This window comes from Streptomyces sp. JLBJ103 (assembly GCF_058215575.1).
Map to the genome: position 1 here is coordinate 7,364,177 of NZ_CM177089.1, position 20,216 is coordinate 7,384,392.

Here is a 20,216-nt window from a genome sequence, read left to right on the forward strand (position 1 = left end):
TCCTCACCGTCGCCGATGGGGCTGCCGGATGGCAGCCCCATCCCAGAGGTCGGCCGGAGAGCGCGGTGAGTTCCAGCTCTTGGCGACCGCCCACGGAGAACAGATGAACCGGGCGGTGCTGTCAGCAGACGGGTGGTACCGGCGAATCCAGGCTGCGGTGGCGTCGTCCTTCGTGTCCAAGTCTCCTCGGTCCCTTCCGGTCGCGATTCCGCCTGACGCCCAGTGAAGGTGGCACCGTGCCCGGAATTCCCCAGTCTCGCCTCACCTGTGACACTCCGTCCTAGGCTCGGCACCGGCTGGTGCCCGGTGGTCGAAGGCGATCAAGGGATCGCCGGTGAGCGGGTGGTCGACAACAGCCGCCCGCACTCCGAACGCCTCGGCCATCAAGTCCGGAGTGAGCACTTCGCGCGGTGGTCCGGAGGCGATCACCGCTCCGGCGTGCAGGACATGCAGCCGGTCGCAGACGGAGGCGGCCGCGTTGAGGTCATGGAGCGACACCAGCGTCGTACGGCGCTGCGCGCGCAGCAGGGCCAGCAACTCCACCTGGTGACGCACGTCGAGGTGGTTGGTCGGTTCGTCCAGCACCAGGACATCCGGGTTCTGCGCGAACGCGCGGGCCAGCAGGACGCGTTGCCGTTCGCCGCCGGACAGGGCCGTGAAGCGGCGCCCGGCGTGATCCTCCATGCCCACGTCGGCGAGGGCCCCGGCGACGGTGTCCCGGTCCTCGGCGTCCTCCCCCGCGAAGGCCCGCTTGTACGGGGTGCGGCCCATCGCGACCACTTCGCGGACGGTCAGCTCGAAGTCGCTGCCCCGCTCCTGGGGGAGGGCGGCGATGTGCCGCGCCGACTCGACGGGGGCCATCCGCCGGATGTCGGTACCGGCGAGCAGCACCCTTCCGGAGCTGGGTTTCAGGTGGCGGTAGACCGTGCGCAGCAGCGTGGACTTGCCACTGCCATTCGGCCCGACCAGACCGGTGATCTCGCCTTCCGCCGCCATCAGATGGGCGCCCGCCACGACGGTACGACCGGCGTACGCGACATGCAGGTCCTCGATGTCGATCCTCAACTGCCGCTCCCCAGCCGCCGGTCCAGCAGATACAACAGCGCGGGCGCCCCGATCAGCGAGGTGACCACGCCCACCGGCAGCTCCTGCGTGTCCATCGCGGTACGGCAGACGATGTCGACCACCACCAGCAGCAGCGCGCCGAACAGCGCTGAGAGCGGCAGCAGGCGGCGGTGGTCGCCACCGATGACCAGACGACAGACGTGCGGCACCATCAGCGCGACGAACGCGATCGCGCCGGAGACGGCGACCAGCACACCGGTCAGCAGGCTGGTGAGGGTGAACAGTTCCCGGCGCAGCCGGGTGGGATCCACGCCGAGTCCGGCCGCGGTCTCGTCACCCATGGTCAGGGCGTTCAGCCCGCGGGCACGTGCCTGGAGCCACAGCAGGGTCGCGGGCACGGCGACGGCGGGCGCGGCCAGCAGCGGCCAACTCGCACCGCTCAGACTGCCCATGAGCCAGAACAGCACACTGTGCGTCTGCTGTTCGTCCCCGGCCTGGAGCACAAGATAGCTGGTGAAGCCGGACAGGAACTGGCCGATCGCCACCCCGGCCAGCACCAGCCGCAGCGGCGCGAACCCGCCCCGGCGCTGTGCCACCGCCCACACCAGCGCGAACGTTCCCAGCGCCCCGGCGAAGGCCGCCCCCGACAGACCGAGCCCCAGCGCCCCTCCTGTCCCGAGGCCGAGCACGATCGCCGCGACCGCCCCGAGCGAGGCACCGTTGGAGATGCCCAGGAAGTACGGGTCGGCCAGCGGATTACGCACCAGGGCCTGCATCGCCGTTCCGACCAGGCCGAGCCCGGCACCGACGAGCGCCGCCAACAGCGCCCGTGGCACCCGTAGTTGCCACACGATCAGGTCGTTCGTCCCCGGCCGTGGCGCTTCGCCGGACAGCCGTCGCCACACCACTCCCCACACCTCGCCGGGCGGGATGGATGTCGACCCCCAGGCCACCGCCGCCGTCAGCGCAGCGAGCAGCGCCACACCGAGGGCGACGGCCAGCGGGCCGGTACGCGGTCCGCGCAGCTCCGCGGGGGCGGTGGCGGAGCGGCGCGCCAGCAAGGAGGTCACGACTGGCCGACCTTGCCCGGGTACAGCGCCTTGGCGATCGCCTGGACCGTATCGGCGTTCCGGACACCGGCGATGGTGGTCTGCTCGGAGCCGATGCGCAGGAAGTGCCCCTTCCTCACTGCCTTCAGACCCTTGGTGGCGGCATTGGACTTCAGCCACTTCTCGGCCTCGTCGAAGGCCTTGTCGTTCGCCGCCTCACTGCCCCGGTCGCGCACCCCGAGCTGGATCCAGTCGGGATTCTTCGCGATGACGTCCTCCCAGCCGACCTGCTTGAAGTCGCCGTCGCAGTCGGCGAAGACATTGCGCGCCCCGCCCAGCGTGATTACGGCATTGGCGACCTGCCGGTTGCAGACGACCGTGGGCTGCTTGGCCCCGGCGTCGTAGTCGAAGAAGAAGTACGTCGGCCGCTTGCTCTCCGCCGTGCCACCGACCGCCTTCTGGACGGCGGCCACCTTCTCCTTCATCCCGTCGACCAGCTCCTTCGCCTTCGCGCTCGTGCCGGTGACCGCGCCGAGGGAGGTGATGTCGGTCTCGACGGCGGACAGGTCGGTCACGGGGCTCTTGCGCTGGGCTGCGCAGGCGGTGGACTTCAGGTAGATGTGCTTGATCCCGACGGCCTTGAACTCCTCCTCGGTGGGCGCGTCGCCCATACCACCGCCCATGTTCATCGATGCGAAGGTGTCGATGAACAGGTCGGCGCCGGAGCCGAGCAGCTTCTCCTTCGGGATCACGTTCTCGCTGAGCACCTTCACCTTCCGCGCCTGCGCCTCCAGTGAGCCGGGCAGCGTGCCCTTGCCGGGCGGGAAGCCGGTGCCGATCACCTTGTCCCCGGCGCCGAGGCGCAGCAGCAGCTCCAGACTGGAAGCGTTGCTGGTGACGATCTTCTTCGAGGTGCTGGAGAAGGCGGTCTTGGCGCCCTTGCAGTCGGTGACGGTGACGCCGGGGAGGTCGCCCGAGCCTGCCCCCTCGGCGCCCTGCTCCGACGTGTCCTTCCCGCCACCACCGCAGCCCGCCGCCAGCAGGCCGCCGAGCACGACGGCGGCCGTACCGCCCCACACACGAGAACGCATCGAAAGTCTCCAGCTTCCACTCGGTACGCGGGCGAACTTCCCTCACCCGGTCTAGAAGTCGGGGAGAACGTGCGATGAGTTCCCGCCACCTCGGGGATAGCGGTGAAAAGTAGTGACGAGGGTGCCGGCTCAGCTCGTCGCCGTCAGCATCCGTACGGCTTCTTCCGTGGCGGGGTCGTCCGGCAGATAGGTCAGAAAGTGGTGGCCGGGCTCCTCCACTGCGGCCAGCTTCACGTACCGCAGCCGCAGTGGACCGGCCACCGGATGGTGGAAGCGGCGCACCGCGGGCTGGTAACCGGCCGTCTCCCGCTGTTCGTACCAGCGGGCCGCATGCGGATCGGCCAGCACCTCACCGACCAGCTCGGCGAACCGCGGGTCCTGCGGACTGCGCGCCGCGCGGGCGCGGAACTGCCCCAGCAGGGCGCGCGCGTCCTGCTCCCAGTCCATCAGCAGGGACCGGGCCGGGGACCAGCGGAAGACCAGCCACAGCAGATTGCGCTCCTTGGGGCGCAGCCGTGCCGGATCGGTGAGGAGGGCCGCGTACCCGGCGTTCCACGCGATCAGATCCCAGTGCGGGTCGAGGACCACGGTCGGATGCGGGTCCATCGTCCGCACCAGTGTCAGCAGGTTGGGCGACGCCCAGCTCGGGGCCCACGAGGGCGGTGCGCTCTCCTCCACGAACGACAGTACGTGCGCGGCTTCCACGGCATCGAGCCGCAGCGCACGCGCCACCGACCGCAGCACCTGCTCGGATGTGCGCACCCGGCCCTGTTCCAGCCAGGTGTACCAGGAGGTGCTGATGCCTGCCAGCCGCGCCACCTCGGACCGGCGCAGCCCGGGTGTGCGGCGGCCGGGGGCGTCCGGCAGCCCCACCGCGTCCGGCCGCAGCCGGTCGCGGCGCGACCGCAGAAAGGCGCCCAGCTCCCGGCGGGCCGTGGTCGGCGCGGGCGTGGTCGGCGCGGGCGTGCGCGCGGCGCTCATGGCGCGAGTCCCCCCGGATTCAGTGGCGTTACTCGTGACTGTGAGCGATGGTAATAGTCTGCGGCCCCGCTCCCGGCCCGCCCGGTGATGGGCTGATGGCATGCCGAGGAGAACCCGTCCGCCCATCACACCTGGCGGCCTTCCACCCGCGCCCGCGCCGTCCGCCAACGGTCGCCCGCCGGTGACCACGCTGCCCCCGTCCACTCTGTGGCTGCTCCGCGCCGCCGGTTTCACCAGCAACTTCGACCGCTTCTGCATCGCGCCCATGATGGTGGTCATCGTGTCCGGGCTGGGGGTGTCCCTGCCCGCCGTCGTCCTCGCGGCCAGCGGCTATTCCCTGACGTACGGTCTGATGCAGCCGGTCTGGGGCCTGGCCGGTGATCTGCTGGGCCGGGTGCGGGTGATGCGTCTGTCCCTCGCCGGAGCGGCACTGGCCGCGCTGTGCTCGGCGCTGGCACCCGACGCACCGTTCCTCATCGCCGCACGGGCCGCCGCCGGTGGCTTCTTCGCCGCGTCCATCGCCGCCTCGCTGACGTACATCGGTGACACCGTGCCCGCCGGTGTGCGGCAGCGCCCGCTCAGTGAGCTGATGACCGCCTTCGCCCTGGGCACGGCCGTGGCCACCGCCGTGGCCGGTGCCATGGCCCACTACCTCAGCTGGCGGCTGGTGTTCGCCCTGCCCGGCCTCCTCGCCGGCGGTCTGGCCGTGGCGCTGCGACGGCTTCCCGAGCCGCCGTGGGAGCGCCCCTGCTCGCCACTCGCCCCGTTCCGGGTGGTGCTGCGCTCGCGCCGACAGTGGTACGTCATGGCGGTCGCCCTGCTGGAGGGGGCCGTACTGCTGGGCTTCCTCACCTATCTGGCACCCGCGCTCGAAGCACACGGTGTGCCCGTCGCCGTGGCCGGCGCGGTCGCGGCCCTCTACGGGGTCGGGTCCATGGTGGCGGCGCAGGCGGTCAAGCGCCTGGCCGGGCGCTGGAGGCCGGTACGGCTGATCGTGGCCGGCGGAACCCAGATGGCGCTGGGCTACCTGCTCGCGGGATGGGACCAGTCGGTGCCGACACTCGTCGTCACGGCGCTGCTGCTGGGCGGCGGCTGGTCCTTCCTGCATTCCACCCTCCAGGCGTGGGCCACCGAGGCGGCTCCCTCCGCCCGCGCCACCGGTGTCGCGATGTTCGGAGTGGCCCTGTACACGGGCAGCGCCCTGGCCGGTGGGCTGACCGCGCACGCCGCCGGAGCGCACGCCTACCGGCCGCTGTTCTGGCTCGCCGCGCTGCTGGCGGTGCCGCTCACGGCGCTGGCCGCCGTCGGTCGGGCCCGCTTCCAGTAGCTTTCGGGGGAGACTCCCTCCTCGGCACTGACCCCGGGACGGTCGGGGCACGAAGCCTGACCGGGCCCGGACCAGGCCGACCGTCAGGGAGTTGGGATCCCGCCGGGCCGTGCCGGGCGGCCGAAGCGCACGGGCACTCCGGGGGAGTACAGCACACTCACCGGCGGTCCGGTGGGGGCCGACAGTCCCGCCGCGCGTATCAAGTCCTCGTCGCACTGGAGCAGTTCGGCTCGGTGCAGGGGCCAGCGTGGGTGGGTGTTCGGCAAGTACACCGAACGCTCGAAGAAGGCGTTGTGCATGCCCCAGCGCGCCGTCAGGAAGTGCTCCAGCTCACTCGGCTCGGCCACGCGCTCGCCCACGCGTATCGCGATCCGGCTGTGCGCCCCGCGGGGTCCCGGCCAGCGCCGTGCGCTGGTGTACGTGAGGGTGTCGCCGTCGCGCTCGATGGTCATCCGGGACCACAGGTAGGGCAGCCGGAAGGCCGCGCGGGCCATCGCCACCGGGATCAGCCGGGAGGCGTCGAGCGAGCGGAAGACCACACCACGGCGGCCGTGCTCGTCGACCGAGTACAGACGGACGTTGGTCTCGGGAAAGCTGCCCAGATAGGGGATGCCGGGGAGCCGGAACCAGCCCACCCGGTGCATACGGAAAGCGACGAGCCCGACATAGGTGACCCCGTTCAGCGTGTCGGGCACCGTCCCGGCAGGCAGGACCCTCGCCACTTCGTCCGGATCGGCCACCCAGTGGAGGAACGCGAGATCCAGCCAGGACTGGGTGAGGAGAGGGCGGGCGGTGTCGCCGGGCGGGTCCGGGGTGATGGCTTCCGGCACACGAGGAGCGAGGGTCACGGGGCAGTGTCTCAGCACTCCCGCACCGCCCCGCCGGCGGGTACCCCAGCGCCGCTGGCGCGCTGGTTCCGAAAACGGTCCTCCCACCCTGGTCGGAAGCGCCGCACGCCGGGCCCGTACTACGTGACCTTCGCGGTGACGGTCCGTATGAACTGCGGGGCCACCTGGTCGCGCCAGACGAAGGGTGCCGCGTCCGACTGACCATCGAATGTTGTGGTGGTCTGCCCGCCAACTGTGAACATCAAAGAGCCTTTGCGGCATGTCCAACTGCCCTCGGAGAGGCTGTTGATGGCACAGAGGTCGGCGCCGTTCGTCTTCTTGATGTTGGCACCCGGCGCGACCTCCTTGTAGTAACCGGCTATCAGCTTGGGGTGGGCCACCGCGTCGATACGGATCCAGAAGTGGGTGGCGCGGTACGTCTCGCCCGGCAGTCGCATGTCGTAGTCGCACCGGCCGGAATCGGCGCTGTCGCTCTCCTTGTGTGCGGGGTCCGCGGCGAAGTCCTCGATCGAGGGCGCGTAGACCCGGCGTTGTTCCTGCTGGATGTCCTGGGCGTCCGGAAGGATCGCCTTGACGTCCGCCAGGTCCACCAGCGTGCAGGCGTCCGGCCATTCGTTCGCCGCCAGGATTCTGCCGTCCTTCAGCGTGGGCAGACCGGCGTCTCCGTTTCGGGGTGCGGCCTTGCCGATGGAGGTCTCCTCGCCGGCGCCGGTGATCAGGAGAGTCGCCGCAACGGTGGTGGCGATCAGCAGGGCGGCGGACAGGGTCAGCAGGGCGATACGGTTCCTCTTCACAGTAGCCGATTCTGCCCAAGGAGCCGGACCCGAACCGTCATCGGGGCGCGGCCGGCACCGACCCGGCGGCTCAGCTCAGCCCTCGTCGGCGCCGGGTTCGGCGATGCGCAGCAGCAGCCCGTGCAGAGTGCCGCGTTCCTCGGCGGAGAGCGGGGCGAGCAGGCGGTCGGTGACCCGCGCGGCGTCCTGCACGGTGTCGCGCAGGAGCGCCCGCCCGGCCTCGGTGAGGACGACGATGCGGTTGCGGCGGTCGTTCGGGTCGGGCTTGCGTTCGGCGAGCCGGAGCCGCTCGAGGTCGTCGAGGAGCGAGACGATCGCGCTCGGGTCGTAGCCCAGGCGTTCGGCGAGCTCCCGCTGCCGGGCGCCCTCCACGGTGGCGAGGTAGCGCAGCACGGAGTAGTGCCGAAGCCGCAGCCCGTGCTGTTCCAGTCCGGCGTTGAACAGGCTGCCGGAGCGGAGGCCGAGCCGGTACAGCAGGTAGCCGGTGTCGGTGTGCAGGCCGCGCATCCAGGGGGCGTCACTCATGGGGTCATCCTGCCGTATGACCAAGCATCTCATCAATCATTGACAGCGACAATGATTGCTCTTAGCTTCGATTGCATGAACGCTGAACACTCCACTGCCGACCCCGAAGACCGGTCGGCGACACGGCAGGATCCGATCGACCTGACCGGCAAGGTCGCCGTCGTCACCGGCAGCGGCCGTGGGCTCGGGCTCGCCTATGCCACCGCGCTGGCCCGCGCCGGTGCGGCCGTGGTCGTCAACGACCTGGACGCCGGGACCGCCGAGCAGGCCGCGACAAGCATCACCGAGGCCGGGGGCCGCGCCGTCGCCGAGGCCGTCGCCGTCGGTACGAGCTAGGCGGCACAGGCGCTGGTCGACCGGGCCGTCGCCGCGTTCGGCCGCCTCGACGTCATGGTCACCAACGCCGGCATCCTGCGCGACAAGGTGCTGTGGAAGATGACCGACGAGGACTTCGACGCCGTGGTCACCACCCATCTGCGCGGCACCTTCACCTGTGCCCGCGCCGCGGCGATCCGGATGCGCGAGCAGGGCGACGGCGGCAGCCTGATCATGGTCGGCTCCCCGGCCGGACAACGCGGCAACTTCGGGCAGACCAACTACGCCGCCGCCAAGGCCGGTATCGCCGCCATGGTCCGCACCTGGTCCATGGAGCTGGCCCGCGCCGGCATCACCGTCAACGCCATCGTTCCGGTCGCCGCCACCGCGATGACCGAGACCATCCCCGCCTTCGCCCCGTATATCGAGGCCATGAAGCAGGGCGCACCGCTGCCCGGCTTTCTGCGCAAGGGCGAGGGCTTCGGCACCGCCGCGGACTGCGCCGCCCTGGTCCCCTTCCTCGCCTCCGAAGCCGCCCGCTCCGTCACCGGCCAGTGCATCGGCATCGGCGGCGACAAGCTGGCCCTGTGGTCCCATCCGCAAGAGACCGCGGTCGCCTACGCCGACGGCGGCTGGAGCCCCGAGGCCATCGCCGCGAGCTGGGCCACCTCCGTCGGCCGTGAGCCGCAGACCACCGGCATCCCGGCTCCGGTCATCCCCGGAGGTGGCGCGGCGTGAACGTGGAGCGGTTGACCGCCATCGACGTGCACACACACGCCGAGGTGTCGAGCGAGGGCGGATCCTCGCTCACGGACGAACTGCACGAGGCGTCCAGCGGCTACTTCAAGGTCGAGGGCGCGCGCAAGCCCACCCTCCCCGAGATCGCCGCCTACTACCGCGAGCGCCGCATGGCCGCCGTCGTCTTCACCGTCGACGCCGAGCACGCCACCGGTACGCCCCCCGTGCCGAACGAGGAGGTCGCCGAGGCGGCCGCCGCCAACCCGGACGTCCTCATCCCCTTCGCCTCCATCGACCCGTTCCGGGGCAAGGCCGGGGCACGGCAAGCTCGGCGGCTGGTCGAGGAGTTCGGGGTCAAGGGCTTCAAGTTCCACCCCAGCATCCAGGGCTTCTTCCCCAACGACCGATTCGCCTACCCGCTCTACGAGGTCATCGAGGAGACCGGCACGGTGGCCCTGTTCCACACCGGCCAGACCGGTATCGGCGCGGGTACCCCCGGAGGCGGCGGCATCCGGCTGAAGTACTCCAACCCGATGTACGTCGATGACGTGGCCGCCGACTTCCCGCACTTGAAGATCATCCTCGCGCATCCGTCGTTCCCCTGGCAGGACGAGGCGCTGGCCGTCGCCACCCATAAGCCCGGCGTCCATATCGACCTCTCCGGATGGTCACCCAAGTACTTCCCGCCCCAGCTGGTGCAGTACGCCAACTCGCTGCTCCAGGACAAGGTCCTCTTCGGCTCCGACTACCCGCTGCTGACCCCTGACCGCTGGCTCGCGGACTTCGACAAGCTGAACATCAAGGACGCCGTCAAACCCAAGATCCTCAAGGACAACGCCGCCCGGCTGCTCGGGCTCGGCTGAGAGGGCAACCGCCGATGCGCAACGAGGGAATAGGCTCCTGGCCCGCCCGCCGTGCCCGTAACACCCCCCACCGCACCGCACTTGTGCACGACGGACACACCATCAGCTACGCCGAGCTGCACGAGCGCGCCACCCGCCTGGCCCATGTGCTGCGTGCCGCCGGTGTCCACCGCGGCGACCGCGTCGCCTACCTCGGCCCCAACCACCCCACCTTCCTCGAGACCCTCTTCGCGGCCGGGATGCTGGGGGCCCTCTTCGTCCCGCTCAACACCCGCCTCGCCACACCCGAGATCACCTACCAGCTCGACGACTGCGGCGCCGTGATGCTGATCCACGCTCCGGGCCACGCCGACCAGGCCGAGGCCGGAGCCCACACCCGAGGGCTCCGGACGATCGAGGTGGGGCCCTCCTACGAGTCCCTTCTGACGGCTGCCGACGCCACCCCGATCGACGAGGCGGTGGCGCCCGAGGACATGTGCCTCATCATGTACACCTCGGGCACCACCGGCCACCCCAAGGGCGCCGTACTCACACACGCCAACCTGACCTGGAACGCCGTCAACGTACTTGTCGACCACGAGCTCACCGCCGACGACCGTGCCCTCGTCTCCGCGCCGCTCTTCCACACAGCCGGGCTCAATATGCTCGCGCTCCCGGTCCTGCTCAAGGGCGGCACCTGCCACCTCGTCGCATCCTTCGATCCGGCCGAAACCCTGGAGCTGGTCGAGCGCCACCGGATCACCAGCATGTTCGGCGTACCGACCATGTACGACCTGATGGCCCGCCAGCCGAGCTGGGCCACCACCGACCTGACCAGTCTGCGCCGACTCCTCTGCGGCGGCGCCCCGGTGCCCACCTCTCTCCTCGCCGTCTACCAGCGGCGCGGCCTGTCCCTGCTCCAGGGGTTCGGGATGACCGAGGCGGGCCCCGGTGTGCTGTTCCTGGACGCCGAGCACGCCATCAGCAAGGCGGGCTCGGCCGGTGTGCCGCACTTCTTCAGCGACGCGCGGGTGCTGGCCCCGGACGGGTCGGAGGCCGCGCCGGGGGAGCTCGGCGAGATCGTGGTCCGCGGACCGCATGTCAGCCCCGGCTACTGGCGACGTCCGGAGGCCACCGCGGCCACCTTCACCGACGGCTGGCTCCGCAGTGGCGACGCCGCGCGGGTCGACGCCGACGGCTATGTCACCATCGCCGACCGTCTCAAGGACATGTACATATCCGGGGGCGAGAACGTCTATCCCGCCGAGGTGGAGGACGCCCTCCTCGCCCTTCCCGGCGTCGCCGCGTGTGCCGTCATCGGCGTGCCCGACGAGAAGTGGGGCGAGGTCGGCCATGCCCTCGTCGTCCCCGAACCCGGCACCGAGCCGGACCCCCAGCGGCTGCTGGCACAACTGGCCGGTGTGCTCGCCAAGTACAAGCTCCCCAAAACCCTGCTTCTGGTGGACCGGCTGCCCCGCACGGCCTCCGGAAAGCTCGCCAAGCACGAGATCCGTGCGCAGTACGGAAACTGACCCACCGAAAGGCGAACCAGCACTCATGGCACTCACCGTCAACGGCCTCGACGAGCTCAAAGCCCTCGCGGGCACCGACCTCGGCACCAGCTCCTGGTTCGACATCACCCAGGACCGCGTCAACCTGTTCGCCGATGCCACCGGCGACCACCAGTGGATCCACACCGACCCCGAACGCGCCGCCGCCGGTCCGTTCGGCGCCCCGATCGCCCATGGCTATCTGACGCTCTCGCTGTTCATCCCGTTCTTCACCGAACTGCTCGTGGTCGAGGGCGTCGCGACCAAGGTCAACTACGGTCTGAACAAGGTCCGCTTCCCCGCTCCCGTAAAGGTCGGTGCGCGCATCCGTCTGGCGGGGCGGCTGGCCGAGGTCGAGGAGATCCCGGGCGGCCTGCACATCACGGTCGACGGGACGGTCGAGATCGAGGGGGAACCCAAGCCGGCGGCGGTACTGCAAAGCGTGTCCCGCTTCTATGCCTGACGGGCCCTATGGGCCCATGTCCTCAGGATGAGGTGTCTCCGACGAAGTCGAGCAGATCTCGGTTGAGTTCATCGGCGTGGGTGATGAAGATCCCGTGCCCCGCTCCGGCGTACTCCTGGTAGATGTGGTCCGGCACCAGCTTGGCCAGCCGCCGCCCGCAGAGATCGATGGGAGCGGAGGCATCGGCGTCGCCGTGGATGATCAGCGTCGGCACCCGGAGCGCACCGGCCTCCTCGCGCAGATCGGTACAGCACGCTGTCCTGATCACCTCAACGGCCGCCTTGGCTGAGCAGTCCAGGCACCGCTGCACCGTCCACTCGATGAGCTCGGTGGAGATCGTGTTGCCCAGATGCGTCGCGAAGAACGCCTGTGCGTTCTGGGCCATCCACCTCGGACGGTCTCTGGTCCGCTCCGCCAGCACGGCGTCGAAGACGCGTCGCTCGATCCCCTCCGGGTTGTCCGGCGTCCAGATCATCAACGGCGCGGTGACCGAGATCAGCGCCACCCGGCTCACCCGGTCATAGCCATGGCGGGACAGGTAGCGGATCACCTCGCCGCCGCCCATCGAGTGTGCCACCAGGGTCACTTCGCGGAGGTCGAGGTGATCGAGCAGCGCCGCGAGATCATCGGCGAGGGTGTTGTAGTCGAAGCCGTGGCCGACCCAGTCCGAGCGGCCGTGCCCCCGCCTGTCGAAGGCGACGCAGCGCAGTCCCGCTTCGGACAACGGGAGCATCTGGAACTCCCATGAGCTGCTGCTGAGCCAGGCCCCTGACACGAACACCACCGGCTTGCCCCGACCCCAGTCGGTGTAGAACAGGCGTGTCCCGTCAAATCCTTCGAAGTACGGCATGGTGGGCGAGTCCTTCCCTGTCGATGAGGTTCCGTTGCGCTGTGACAACTCTCGTCCAGCGGAGTCACAGCGTCGATTACGCCGGAGGTAACGAGCGGGAGGAGCGTCCCTGGCAAGGGGGCAGCGGCGACGCCGACTTGGGGCTGCGTCGTCGCGTACTCATGATGGGCGGTGGTCAACTTCTGTCCGCCACGGCGCGGCAGCGTGCCGGACATGCCACCAGGGACAGACAGATCCCGTCATTGAGGAGAAGAAGACGGTGTTATCTCGTAGAGACTCCGCGAAGGGCACGGCCGAGGCCGGCGCACCTCCGGCCACGAGCGGAAATGGGCGCTTCCGCACGGCATCACGCGCGGGGTACGGCCTTCTCGGCGCCGTCGCGCTGGTCGCCGCGTTCCCGGCCACCGCGCTGGCTGACCCGCCCTCGGCGCTCCCCGGCAATGCGGGCGACGCGGAGCGGACATTCCAGCCCGCCTTCGACTACGACACGGACGGCTGCTACCCCACGCCCGCCATCGGACCCGACGGCACGGTGGCCCCGGGCTTGAAGCTCGGCGGGGACATGAACGGGAACTGCCGCGACGCGTCGGATCTCGACAACACCAACTCCTACTCGCGCCAGAAATGCAACAACGGGTGGTGCGCGATCATGTACACCCTCTACTTCGAGAAGGACCAGGCTTCGCTCGGCGGTGGAAGTGCCGGGCACCGGCATGACTGGGAGCATGTCGTGGTATGGGTGAAGGACGATCAGGCCCAGTACGTTTCGACGTCAGCGCACGGCAAATTCAATACCTACGATCGCTCCCAGATCAACTTTGACGGTACGCATCCCAAGGTCGTCTACCACAAGGACGGCATCTCGACGCACTGCTTCCGCCCCGCCAACGCGGCGGATGACCAGGTGGAGAACCACAAGGGGGCGTGGCAGTTCCCCGCATTGGTCGGCTGGGACGGCTACCCGGCCGGAATCCGCGACAAGCTGAGCCAGGCCGACTTCGGCAATGCCACATTCGGCATCAAGGACGGTCAGTTCACCTCCAACCTCGCCGCGGCCAAGCCCTCTGATATCCCGTTCGACCCCAACGCCTGACCTCGCTCTTCCCGTGAACGGTCCGCCGGTTGTTCCAGCGGACCGTTCACGGTCCTCGCTGACTGCGTACGAGTGAACGCCAGGACTCCGCCCTGGCGTCGTTCATAATTATTTGATCACACTCGTTATCGTTGACTCTCGTGTCGCTGAGCTTTGCTTTTGTCAACCTCAAGCCCGGAGTCGGAAAGACGACGAGTGCCGTGTGGCTGGCCCATGCGCTCCATGAGTCGGGTCTCTCACCGCTGCTCGTTGACGGTGACCCGGCCGGCTCCGCGCTGCGCTGGAGCGAATTGGCCGATGGCTTTCCGTTTCCCGTCGTCGCTCTGCCGGTGGGCGATGTGCACCGTCGTGTGAACGATTTCCTCGGCAATCGGCAGGCCGTGGTGCTCGACGCGCCGCAGCTGGAGGACCATCCACGCATTGCCCGCAGCATCATGAGGTACGCGGGGGAGTGGATCGTACCGGTGACCCCCGCTCCTATCGAGCTGGACCGGATGGCACCCATCCGGTCCGAGCTGGGCGACGTACAGTCCTTGCGCACGACACCGGCCCGTACCGCGGTCCTGCTGAATCGGACCAACCGCCCCGACGCCACACGCACCGGTCCCGACGCCGACGCTCGGGAGGCGCTCAGCGAGCGAGGCTTCGAAGTGCTCGGAACGCAGATCGCGCGGCTCGACCTCTACTCCCAGTCGTTCGGGAGCCCGGTGAAGGTCAAGGGCTCGGCGTACATGGAACTCGCCGAAGAACTCATCAAGCGTCAGGACGCGGAATGAATCAGCGCAAGGACAGGTACCGCGCGGTGTTGCAGCGCGAGCAGGACTCTGCTGAACCCCAGTCCGCCGAGGTCACCACCCTGCACGGCAGATACTTCCGGGTGACCGTCGAGGTGGCCCCGGACCCCCGGCGCGATCTGACACGGTGGGTGAGTCTGCCGATCTCCGCGCTGGTGCTCGTCGGCGCGACCTTTCTGCGCGCCCTGGCCGATGCCGCCGCCGGGGTGTCCCGATCCGTCGGAGGCACCGGACGCACGACGCCGTGACAGGCGCTCCGGCCTACCCCGCCGCGTCGGGGTGGCCGGAGCGTCTTCGTCCGCGTGTCCGGGGGCAGCTCAGCCCTCGACGGCTGCCGGGTCCATCCACACCACTTCCCAGGTGTGGCCGTCGGGGTCCTGGAAGGAGCGGCCGTACATAAAACCGTGGTCCTGGGTTTCTCCCGCGGGCGAGCCGCCCACGGCCAGTGCCTTGTCCACCAGCTCGTCGACCTTGGCGCGGCTCTCGGCGCTCAGGCAGAGAAGCACCTCGGAGGTCGTGGTGGAGTCGGCGATCTTCTTGTTGGTGAAGTCCTGGTAGCGCTGTTTGGTGAGCAGCATGGCGATGATCGTCTCGCTGATGACCACACATGCGCAGTCATCCGTGGTGAACTGCGGATTGATCGAGTAGCCGAGCTCGGTGAAGAACTTCTTCGCGGTCTCCAGGTCGTTCGTCGCGAGGTTGACGAAGATCATCTGCTGGTACACGGGCCGTCTCCTTCTTCCGTTGCCTTGCATAGGGGTGGACCGCGCCGCCCCGCGGAACTCATCGCTCGCCGAGAGGAATCTTTCGACAGATTCTCGGGCACGTGATGGCGGCGCGGCGCGGTGTCACCCGCGGGCGTCGCGTACCGCGTGCGGGTGCCGTTCCCGCCAGCGCGTGTACGTGGTGCCGGTCGCGCAGCCGCTCAGATAGCCGTCGTGGACCCGGCGCAGGATCGCCTCGCCGTGTGCGGCGAGGAGGCTGTCCCGGCGCCAGGCCAGCACATGGCGGTACCAGAGCGGATTGCCCGCCAGGGGGCGGACGGCGACGCCGGGGATCTCGATGAACGTGGCCTGGCAGAGGCTGACGGCCAGCCCCGCCCGGATGATCTCGATCAGCTGCCGCCCCTCGGCCTCGTAGGGGGTGTGCGGACGGCGGTCGGTGAGGGCGAAGACGGAGGTCCAGTACTCGCGGGTGCGGTCGCTGTCCGGGCGGGGTACGGCCCACTCCTCCTCGGTGAGCCGGGTCAGGCTCACTTCCTCCCGCTCGGCCAGCGGGTGGTCCGCGGGGAGCAGTGCGAAGACGGGTTCCGTGACGAGCGGGTGCAGGATCACGCCGTCGCGCGGTGCGAGCTCCTGGCCCGGGTGGTCGCCGAGGACCGCGGCCTCCAGCCGTCCGGCGGCGAGGTCGTCGAGGAGCGGCGCGGACGCGTACTGACAGCGGGCGGTCACCTCGGCCCACGGCACGACGTCGCGTACGGCCAGCAGGAGGTGGCCCAGGAGCGGGGCGCCGACCGAGCCGACGCGGACGCGGGCCGGGGAGGCTGCGCGGAGGGCGGCGCGGTCGGTGTCCGCGAGGAGCTGGTCGATGCCCGGGAGGATGGCGTGCGCCCGGGAGAGTACGAGGTCGCCGAGTGAGGTGAGCACGGCTCCGTCGCGGCCACGCTCGAACAGCGCGCCTCCGAGGTGCCTTTCGATACGCCGCACCTGGGCGCTCAGGCCCGGCTGGGTCATCCCCAGCGACGCCGCGGCGCGGGTGAGGCTGCCGGCCTCCGCGACGGCGCACACCACTCGCAAATGCCGTATTTCCAGATCCATGGGCCATTCCTCCTGGCGCCGAGGACCGGCTGTGTCCTGTGTCTTGTGCCATTGGCCCAGGGCACAGCCGTGTCCTCTCAGGCGGCCTCGGGAAAGTGGCACGCCACCTGACGTGGCTCGCCGGGTGTCGCGATGCTCAGCGCCGGCGCCTCGGACCGGCAGATCTCCTGGGCCTTGGCGCAGCGGGGGTGGAAGGTGCAGCCGGGCGGGGGAGCCGCCGGGCTCGGCGGGTCGCCGAGCAGGGTGATCCGCTCGCGGCTCCGCTCGGCGACCGGATCGGGCAGGGGTACGGCGGACAGCAGGGCCCGGGTGTAGGGGTGGGCGGGGGCCGCGTACACCCGCTCCCTGGGGCCGATTTCGACGATGCGGCCCAGATACATCACGGCGACCCGGTCGCAGACCCGCTTGACCACCGAGAGGTCGTGCGCGATGAAGAGGTAGGAGAGATCGAGTTCGCGTTGCAGCCGCTCCATCAGGTTGACGATCTGTGCCTGTACGGAGACGTCGAGCGCGGAGACCGGTTCGTCGGCGACGACCAGGCGGGGGCTCGTGGCCAGAGAGCGGGCGATGCCGATGCGCTGGGCCTGCCCGCCGGAGAATTCGTGCGGATAGCGGTCGATGTGTTCGGGGATGAGCCCGACGAGTTCCATCAGCTCGGCGGCCCTGCGGCGTGCGTCAACGGCCGAACTTCCCTGTACCAGCAGCGGATCGGAGATGATCCGGGCCACGGTCTGGCGCGGGTTGAGGGAGGAGTGCGGATCCTGGAAGACCATCTGGATCTCCCGTCGCAGCGGCCTCAGCTCGCGCTGGGCGAGGTGGCTGATGTCGCGGCCGTCATAGGTGACCGAGCCTCCGGTCGGTTCCAGGAGCCGCACGATCATCCGGCCGGTGGTGGACTTGCCGCAGCCGGACTCCCCGACCAGGCCGAGGGTCTCGCCCGCCGCCACATCGAAGCTGACGCGGTCGACGGCCCGTACCGGGGCCGAACGGCCTCGTCTGCCGGGGAAGGTCTTGGTCAGGTTGCGCACCGAGAGCAGCGGACCGGCAGGGGGAGACAGGGGTGCGGTGGGTGGAGCGTGCGGAGTGTCGGCGGGCGTCATGGGGTGACCTTCCGGATGTGGTCCATGGGGGCGGTGGCCGGGCGCAGCGGCAGATGGCAGGCCACGGCGTGCCCGTCGGGCGCGACCGGACGGGGCCTGACCCGCTCGCAGCGTTCCCTCGCCTCGGTGTCGGCCGCGGCAGCCCGCGGGCAGCGCGGTGCGAACGCGCACCCCGGCGCGGGGGCGAGCAGCGACGGCGGGCTGCCGGGGATCGTCCGCAGCGGGGCGTCCTCGGCGTCGTCCAGGCGGGGCAGGGAGTCGAGGAGGCCCTGTGTGTAGGGGTGGGCCGGGGCGGCGAACACGGTCTCCACCGGGGCCTGTTCGGCCACCCGGCCGCCGTACATCACCAGGACCTCGTGTGCCACGCGGGCGATCACCCCGAGGTCATGGGTGATCATGACGACGGCGAGGGAGCGCTCCTGCTGGATCCGGGCGATGAGCTCCAGGATCTGGGCCTGGACGGTGACGTCCAGGGCGGTGGTCGGCTCATCCGCGATCAGCAGTTCCGGCTCGCAGGCGAGCGCCATGGCGATCATCACCCGCTGGCGCATGCCCCCGGAGAACTGGTGCGGGTACTCGCCCGCCCGGCGTTTCGGTTCCGGAATGCCGACCTCGGCCAGCATCTCCACGGCGCGCTGCCGGGCGGTGGCGCGGCGGGAGCCGAAGTGGACCCGGTGGTGCTCCGCTATCTGCTCGCCGACCGTGTAGTAGGGGTGCAGGCTGGACAGCGGGTCCTGGAAGATCATGGCCATCTTCCGGCCGCGCAGCCGGTTCAGCTCGCGCTCGGCGAGTCCGACCAGCTCCCGGCCGTCCAGGGTGATGGAGCCGGTGACCTCGGCGCCGATGTGCAGGCCCATCACCGCCATCGAGGTGACGGACTTGCCGGAGCCGGACTCACCGACGATACCGAGTGTCTGTCCGCGGTGGACAGCGAAGCTGAGGGAGTCGACGGCGCGTACCGGGCCGTCCTTGGTCGCGAAGGTGACCGTCAAGTCCCTCACGGACAGCAGGGGTGCGGCTTCGGCGGTCATCACAGCCTCACTCGCGGATCGACGACGGCGTACAGCAGGTCGACACCCAGGTTGGCGACGACGATGAAGGCGGCGGCGAGCAGGGTCACACCGAGGATCACCGGCTGGTCGCCGGAGGACAGGGCCCCGTAGAAGAGCCGCCCGATGCCCGGCAGTCCGAAGATGGACTCGGTGATCACCGCACCGGCGAGCAGACCGCCCAGGTCCATGCCGAAGAGGGTGAGGATTGGCGTCATGCCGGAGCGCAGACCGTGCTTGACCACAACGGTGCGGCGCGGCAGGCCCTTTGCGCGGGCGGTGCGGATGTACGGCTCCGCCATCGTCTCGATCATCGAACTGCGGCTCTGCCGCGCGTACATGGCCGCGTAGAGGATGGCGAGGGCCAGCCAGGGCAGCAGCAGGTTGGACGCCCAGCCCCCGGGGTCGTCGGCGAAGGAGACGTAACTGGGGTACGGGAGCAGATCCGCCACCCGGATGAGGCCGTAGATCAGCATCATCGAGGTGAAGTAGACCGGCAGCGAGGCGGCGCCGACGGCGCCGACCATCAGGACGCGGTCGGTGAGGGTGTCCTTGCGCAGGGCCGCGACCACGCCCGCGGTCAGGCCGAGTGCCAGCCACAGCACGGCCGCGCCCAGGGCGAGCGAGGCGGAGACGGGGAGCCGGTCCATCAGGAGGTCCCAGACGGCCTCGCTGTTCTCGTACGAGTAGCCCAGGCAGGGGAAGTCGCAGCGCAGCGCGTACTGACCGGTGCCCATGGTGCGGCCGGTGAAGATGCCGCTCGCGAAGTCCCAGAACTGCCGCGCCAGCGGCCGGTCGAGACCCATATGGGCGCGGATCGCCTCCAGGCGCTCGGTGCTGCACGACTTGCCGCAGGCCGCGGCGGCGGGGTCGGAGGGAAGGACGTAGAAAATGGTGAAGGTGACGGCGGCGACGGCGATCAGCACACCGATGACACCGGCCAGCCGCCGCAGGGTGTAGAGGATCATATGCGGCTTCCCCTCGGGTCGAGGATGTCCCGCAGGGCGTCACCGAGCAGTGTGAACGCGAGCACGGTCAGGAAGAGGCAGGCGCTCGGGATGACGAAATACATGGGGTCCGTGTCGTAGAAGGAGACGCTCTCGGCGATCATCTGGCCCCAGGACGGAGTGGGCGGACGGACGCCGACGCCCAGATAGCTGAGAGCGGCCTCGGTGGAGATCATGCCGGGGATGATCAGGGTGGTGTACGCGATCACGGGGCCCGCCACCCCGGGCAGGATGTCGCGGGTGAGGATCCGCCAGGAGCCGGCGCCGCCGACGCGGGCCGCGTCGACATACTCGCGGTGTTTGAGCGAGAGGGTCTGTCCGCGCACCACGCGGGCGACACCGGGCCAGCCGAACAGGCCGATGACCGCGATCATCAGCACGATCCGGTTGACGTCCTTGGCCACCGACATCATCGCGATCATGAAGATGAGGGACGGGAAGGACATGGTGAGGTCCATCAGGCGGGAGAGCACGGTGTCGGTGCGGCCCCCGAAGTAGCCGGCCGCGATCCCGGCCGCCGTTCCGGCGATCACGACGATCGCGGTGGCCGTCAGGGCGATCAGCAGGGAGACCTGGGCGCCGTGCACCACCCGGGCGAACAGATCCCGCCCGGTGACCGGTTCGACGCCGAGCCAGTGGTCGGCGGAGATACCGCCGAGCGGTCCGATGGGCTTGCCGCCCAGGTAGGGGTCGACGGCGGACTTGTCGAACTCGTCGGGTGACCAGCCGCCGAGTGTGCTCAGCAGCGGTGCGCCCGCCGCCATGAGCAGAAAGGCGGCGACGATGACCAGGGAGACCTTCACGGATGCCCGGCGGCGCAGTTCCCGGCGGGCGAGCTGCCAGGGGCCGCTGCCCGTGGGTGTCCTGGGGGCGGTGGCCGTGGTGGCGGAGGTGGACGCGGTGGAGGACATGATGGCT

At 69.9% G+C, this 20,216-nt stretch carries 21 protein-coding genes and 1 pseudogene; 8 read left to right on the forward strand and 14 right to left on the reverse strand.

Features of this window, described 5'->3' with window-relative positions:
• Positions 1-261 precede the first annotated feature (261 nt).
• From AC4BEG_RS31845 to AC4BEG_RS31860, 4 genes are all read right to left on the reverse strand, one after another.
• Positions 262-1,065, reverse strand: coding sequence for an ABC transporter ATP-binding protein (locus AC4BEG_RS31845; protein ID WP_490703121.1), 804 nt, complete (start codon positions 1,063-1,065; stop codon positions 262-264).
• The gene (locus AC4BEG_RS31850) at positions 1,062-2,123 is read right to left on the reverse strand and encodes a FecCD family ABC transporter permease (protein ID WP_490707271.1); all 1,062 of its coding nucleotides are present in this window, start codon (positions 2,121-2,123) and stop codon (positions 1,062-1,064) included. Before AC4BEG_RS31850 ends, AC4BEG_RS31845 begins: the two co-directional genes overlap by 4 nt.
• Positions 2,124-2,131: 8 nt before the next feature.
• A complete protein-coding gene (locus tag AC4BEG_RS31855; protein ID WP_490703122.1) occupies positions 2,132-3,205 on the reverse strand; it encodes an ABC transporter substrate-binding protein in 1,074 nt (357 codons plus the stop codon).
• Positions 3,206-3,334: 129 nt separating this feature from the next.
• Positions 3,335-4,186, reverse strand: coding sequence for a helix-turn-helix domain-containing protein (locus AC4BEG_RS31860; RefSeq protein ID WP_490703123.1), 852 nt, complete (start codon positions 4,184-4,186; stop codon positions 3,335-3,337).
• A 181-nt stretch (positions 4,187-4,367) separates the two neighbouring features.
• Between AC4BEG_RS31860 and AC4BEG_RS31865 the strand changes: the two genes are divergently transcribed.
• Entirely contained in the window at positions 4,368-5,513 is a 1,146-nt protein-coding gene (locus AC4BEG_RS31865; protein ID WP_490703124.1) for an MFS transporter, read from the forward strand.
• 83 nt (positions 5,514-5,596) lie between these two features.
• Here AC4BEG_RS31865 and AC4BEG_RS31870 read toward each other — a convergent pair whose 3' ends face one another.
• The 3 genes from AC4BEG_RS31870 to AC4BEG_RS31880 all read right to left on the reverse strand — a co-directional run bounded on the left by AC4BEG_RS31870 (position 5,597) and on the right by AC4BEG_RS31880 (position 7,680).
• A complete protein-coding gene (locus AC4BEG_RS31870) occupies positions 5,597-6,343 on the reverse strand; it encodes a YqjF family protein (protein WP_490703125.1) in 747 nt (248 codons plus the stop codon).
• A 137-nt stretch (positions 6,344-6,480) separates the two neighbouring features.
• Positions 6,481-7,155, reverse strand: coding sequence for a hypothetical protein (locus tag AC4BEG_RS31875; RefSeq protein WP_490703126.1), 675 nt, complete (start codon positions 7,153-7,155; stop codon positions 6,481-6,483).
• Positions 7,156-7,230: 75 nt separating this feature from the next.
• Complete coding sequence (locus AC4BEG_RS31880) at positions 7,231-7,680, reverse strand: MarR family winged helix-turn-helix transcriptional regulator (protein WP_490703127.1); 450 nt, start codon at positions 7,678-7,680, stop codon at positions 7,231-7,233.
• Positions 7,681-7,755: 75 nt separating this feature from the next.
• On the opposite strand from AC4BEG_RS31880, the pseudogene AC4BEG_RS31885 reads away from it, so the two are divergent.
• The 4 genes and pseudogenes from AC4BEG_RS31885 to AC4BEG_RS31900 all read left to right on the forward strand — a co-directional run bounded on the left by AC4BEG_RS31885 (position 7,756) and on the right by AC4BEG_RS31900 (position 11,588).
• A pseudogene (locus AC4BEG_RS31885) lies at positions 7,756-8,733 on the forward strand (SDR family NAD(P)-dependent oxidoreductase).
• On the forward strand, positions 8,730-9,596 hold the full coding sequence (locus AC4BEG_RS31890; protein WP_490703128.1) for an amidohydrolase family protein: 867 nt from the start codon (positions 8,730-8,732) through the stop codon (positions 9,594-9,596). Before AC4BEG_RS31885 ends, AC4BEG_RS31890 begins: the two are co-directional and overlap by 4 nt.
• Before the next feature lie 14 nt (positions 9,597-9,610).
• The gene (locus AC4BEG_RS31895) at positions 9,611-11,107 is read left to right on the forward strand and encodes an acyl-CoA synthetase (protein WP_490703129.1); all 1,497 of its coding nucleotides are present in this window, start codon (positions 9,611-9,613) and stop codon (positions 11,105-11,107) included.
• Between the two features lie 25 nt (positions 11,108-11,132).
• Positions 11,133-11,588, forward strand: coding sequence for a MaoC family dehydratase (locus AC4BEG_RS31900; protein WP_490703130.1), 456 nt, complete (start codon positions 11,133-11,135; stop codon positions 11,586-11,588).
• A 22-nt stretch (positions 11,589-11,610) separates the two neighbouring features.
• Here AC4BEG_RS31900 and AC4BEG_RS31905 read toward each other — a convergent pair whose 3' ends face one another.
• Entirely contained in the window at positions 11,611-12,438 is an 828-nt protein-coding gene (locus AC4BEG_RS31905; protein WP_490703131.1) for an alpha/beta fold hydrolase, read from the reverse strand.
• Positions 12,439-12,820: 382 nt separating this feature from the next.
• Here AC4BEG_RS31905 and AC4BEG_RS31910 point away from each other — a divergent pair, with 382 nt between their 5' ends.
• The 3 genes from AC4BEG_RS31910 (at position 12,821) to AC4BEG_RS31920 (ending at position 14,573) form a co-directional block, all read left to right on the forward strand.
• A complete protein-coding gene (locus tag AC4BEG_RS31910; RefSeq protein ID WP_490707272.1) occupies positions 12,821-13,531 on the forward strand; it encodes an NPP1 family protein in 711 nt (236 codons plus the stop codon).
• 140 nt (positions 13,532-13,671) lie between these two features.
• On the forward strand, positions 13,672-14,307 hold the full coding sequence (locus AC4BEG_RS31915; protein ID WP_490703132.1) for a nucleotide-binding protein: 636 nt from the start codon (positions 13,672-13,674) through the stop codon (positions 14,305-14,307).
• Entirely contained in the window at positions 14,304-14,573 is a 270-nt protein-coding gene (locus AC4BEG_RS31920) for a hypothetical protein (RefSeq protein ID WP_490703133.1), read from the forward strand. Before AC4BEG_RS31915 ends, AC4BEG_RS31920 begins: the two co-directional genes overlap by 4 nt.
• Positions 14,574-14,642: 69 nt before the next feature.
• On the opposite strand, the gene AC4BEG_RS31925 is transcribed toward AC4BEG_RS31920, so the two are convergent.
• The 6 genes from AC4BEG_RS31925 to AC4BEG_RS31950 all read right to left on the reverse strand — a co-directional run bounded on the left by AC4BEG_RS31925 (position 14,643) and on the right by AC4BEG_RS31950 (position 20,209).
• The gene (locus AC4BEG_RS31925; RefSeq protein WP_490703134.1) at positions 14,643-15,050 is read right to left on the reverse strand and encodes a VOC family protein; all 408 of its coding nucleotides are present in this window, start codon (positions 15,048-15,050) and stop codon (positions 14,643-14,645) included.
• A gap of 123 nt (positions 15,051-15,173) precedes the next feature.
• Positions 15,174-16,142 (reverse strand): LysR family transcriptional regulator, encoded by a 969-nt coding sequence (locus AC4BEG_RS31930; protein ID WP_490703135.1) that lies wholly within the window; start codon positions 16,140-16,142, stop codon positions 15,174-15,176.
• A gap of 77 nt (positions 16,143-16,219) precedes the next feature.
• Positions 16,220-17,242 carry an ABC transporter ATP-binding protein gene (locus tag AC4BEG_RS31935; RefSeq protein ID WP_490703136.1) on the reverse strand — a complete coding sequence of 341 codons (1,023 nt, stop codon included), beginning with the start codon at positions 17,240-17,242 and terminating at the stop codon, positions 16,220-16,222.
• Positions 17,239-18,273, reverse strand: a complete 1,035-nt coding sequence (locus AC4BEG_RS31940; RefSeq protein WP_490703137.1) for an ABC transporter ATP-binding protein — start codon at positions 18,271-18,273, stop codon at positions 17,239-17,241. Before AC4BEG_RS31940 ends, AC4BEG_RS31935 begins: the two co-directional genes overlap by 4 nt.
• Complete coding sequence (locus tag AC4BEG_RS31945; RefSeq protein WP_490703138.1) at positions 18,273-19,259, reverse strand: ABC transporter permease; 987 nt, start codon at positions 19,257-19,259, stop codon at positions 18,273-18,275. Before AC4BEG_RS31945 ends, AC4BEG_RS31940 begins: the two co-directional genes overlap by 1 nt.
• Positions 19,256-20,209: an ABC transporter permease gene (locus AC4BEG_RS31950; RefSeq protein WP_490703139.1), complete on the reverse strand. Its 954-nt coding sequence runs from the start codon at positions 20,207-20,209 to the stop codon at positions 19,256-19,258. The genes AC4BEG_RS31945 and AC4BEG_RS31950 overlap by 4 nt, the downstream gene beginning before the upstream one ends.
• Positions 20,210-20,216: the final 7 nt, after the last annotated feature.

Coding starts and splice junctions, on each gene's coding strand:
- AC4BEG_RS31950 (WP_490703139.1), bottom strand. CDS start 20,209: ATGTCCTCCACCGCGTCCACCTCCGCCACCACGGCCACCGCCCCCAGG.
- AC4BEG_RS31900 (WP_490703130.1), top strand. CDS start 11,133: ATGGCACTCACCGTCAACGGCCTCGACGAGCTCAAAGCCCTCGCGGGC.
- AC4BEG_RS31930 (WP_490703135.1), bottom strand. CDS start 16,142: ATGGATCTGGAAATACGGCATTTGCGAGTGGTGTGCGCCGTCGCGGAG.
- AC4BEG_RS31940 (WP_490703137.1), bottom strand. CDS start 18,273: ATGACCGCCGAAGCCGCACCCCTGCTGTCCGTGAGGGACTTGACGGTC.
- AC4BEG_RS31880 (WP_490703127.1), bottom strand. CDS start 7,680: ATGAGTGACGCCCCCTGGATGCGCGGCCTGCACACCGACACCGGCTAC.
- AC4BEG_RS31860 (WP_490703123.1), bottom strand. CDS start 4,186: ATGAGCGCCGCGCGCACGCCCGCGCCGACCACGCCCGCGCCGACCACG.
- AC4BEG_RS31855 (WP_490703122.1), bottom strand. CDS start 3,205: ATGCGTTCTCGTGTGTGGGGCGGTACGGCCGCCGTCGTGCTCGGCGGC.
- AC4BEG_RS31920 (WP_490703133.1), top strand. CDS start 14,304: ATGAATCAGCGCAAGGACAGGTACCGCGCGGTGTTGCAGCGCGAGCAG.
- AC4BEG_RS31895 (WP_490703129.1), top strand. CDS start 9,611: ATGCGCAACGAGGGAATAGGCTCCTGGCCCGCCCGCCGTGCCCGTAAC.
- AC4BEG_RS31935 (WP_490703136.1), bottom strand. CDS start 17,242: ATGACGCCCGCCGACACTCCGCACGCTCCACCCACCGCACCCCTGTCT.
- AC4BEG_RS31945 (WP_490703138.1), bottom strand. CDS start 19,259: ATGATCCTCTACACCCTGCGGCGGCTGGCCGGTGTCATCGGTGTGCTG.
- AC4BEG_RS31905 (WP_490703131.1), bottom strand. CDS start 12,438: ATGCCGTACTTCGAAGGATTTGACGGGACACGCCTGTTCTACACCGAC.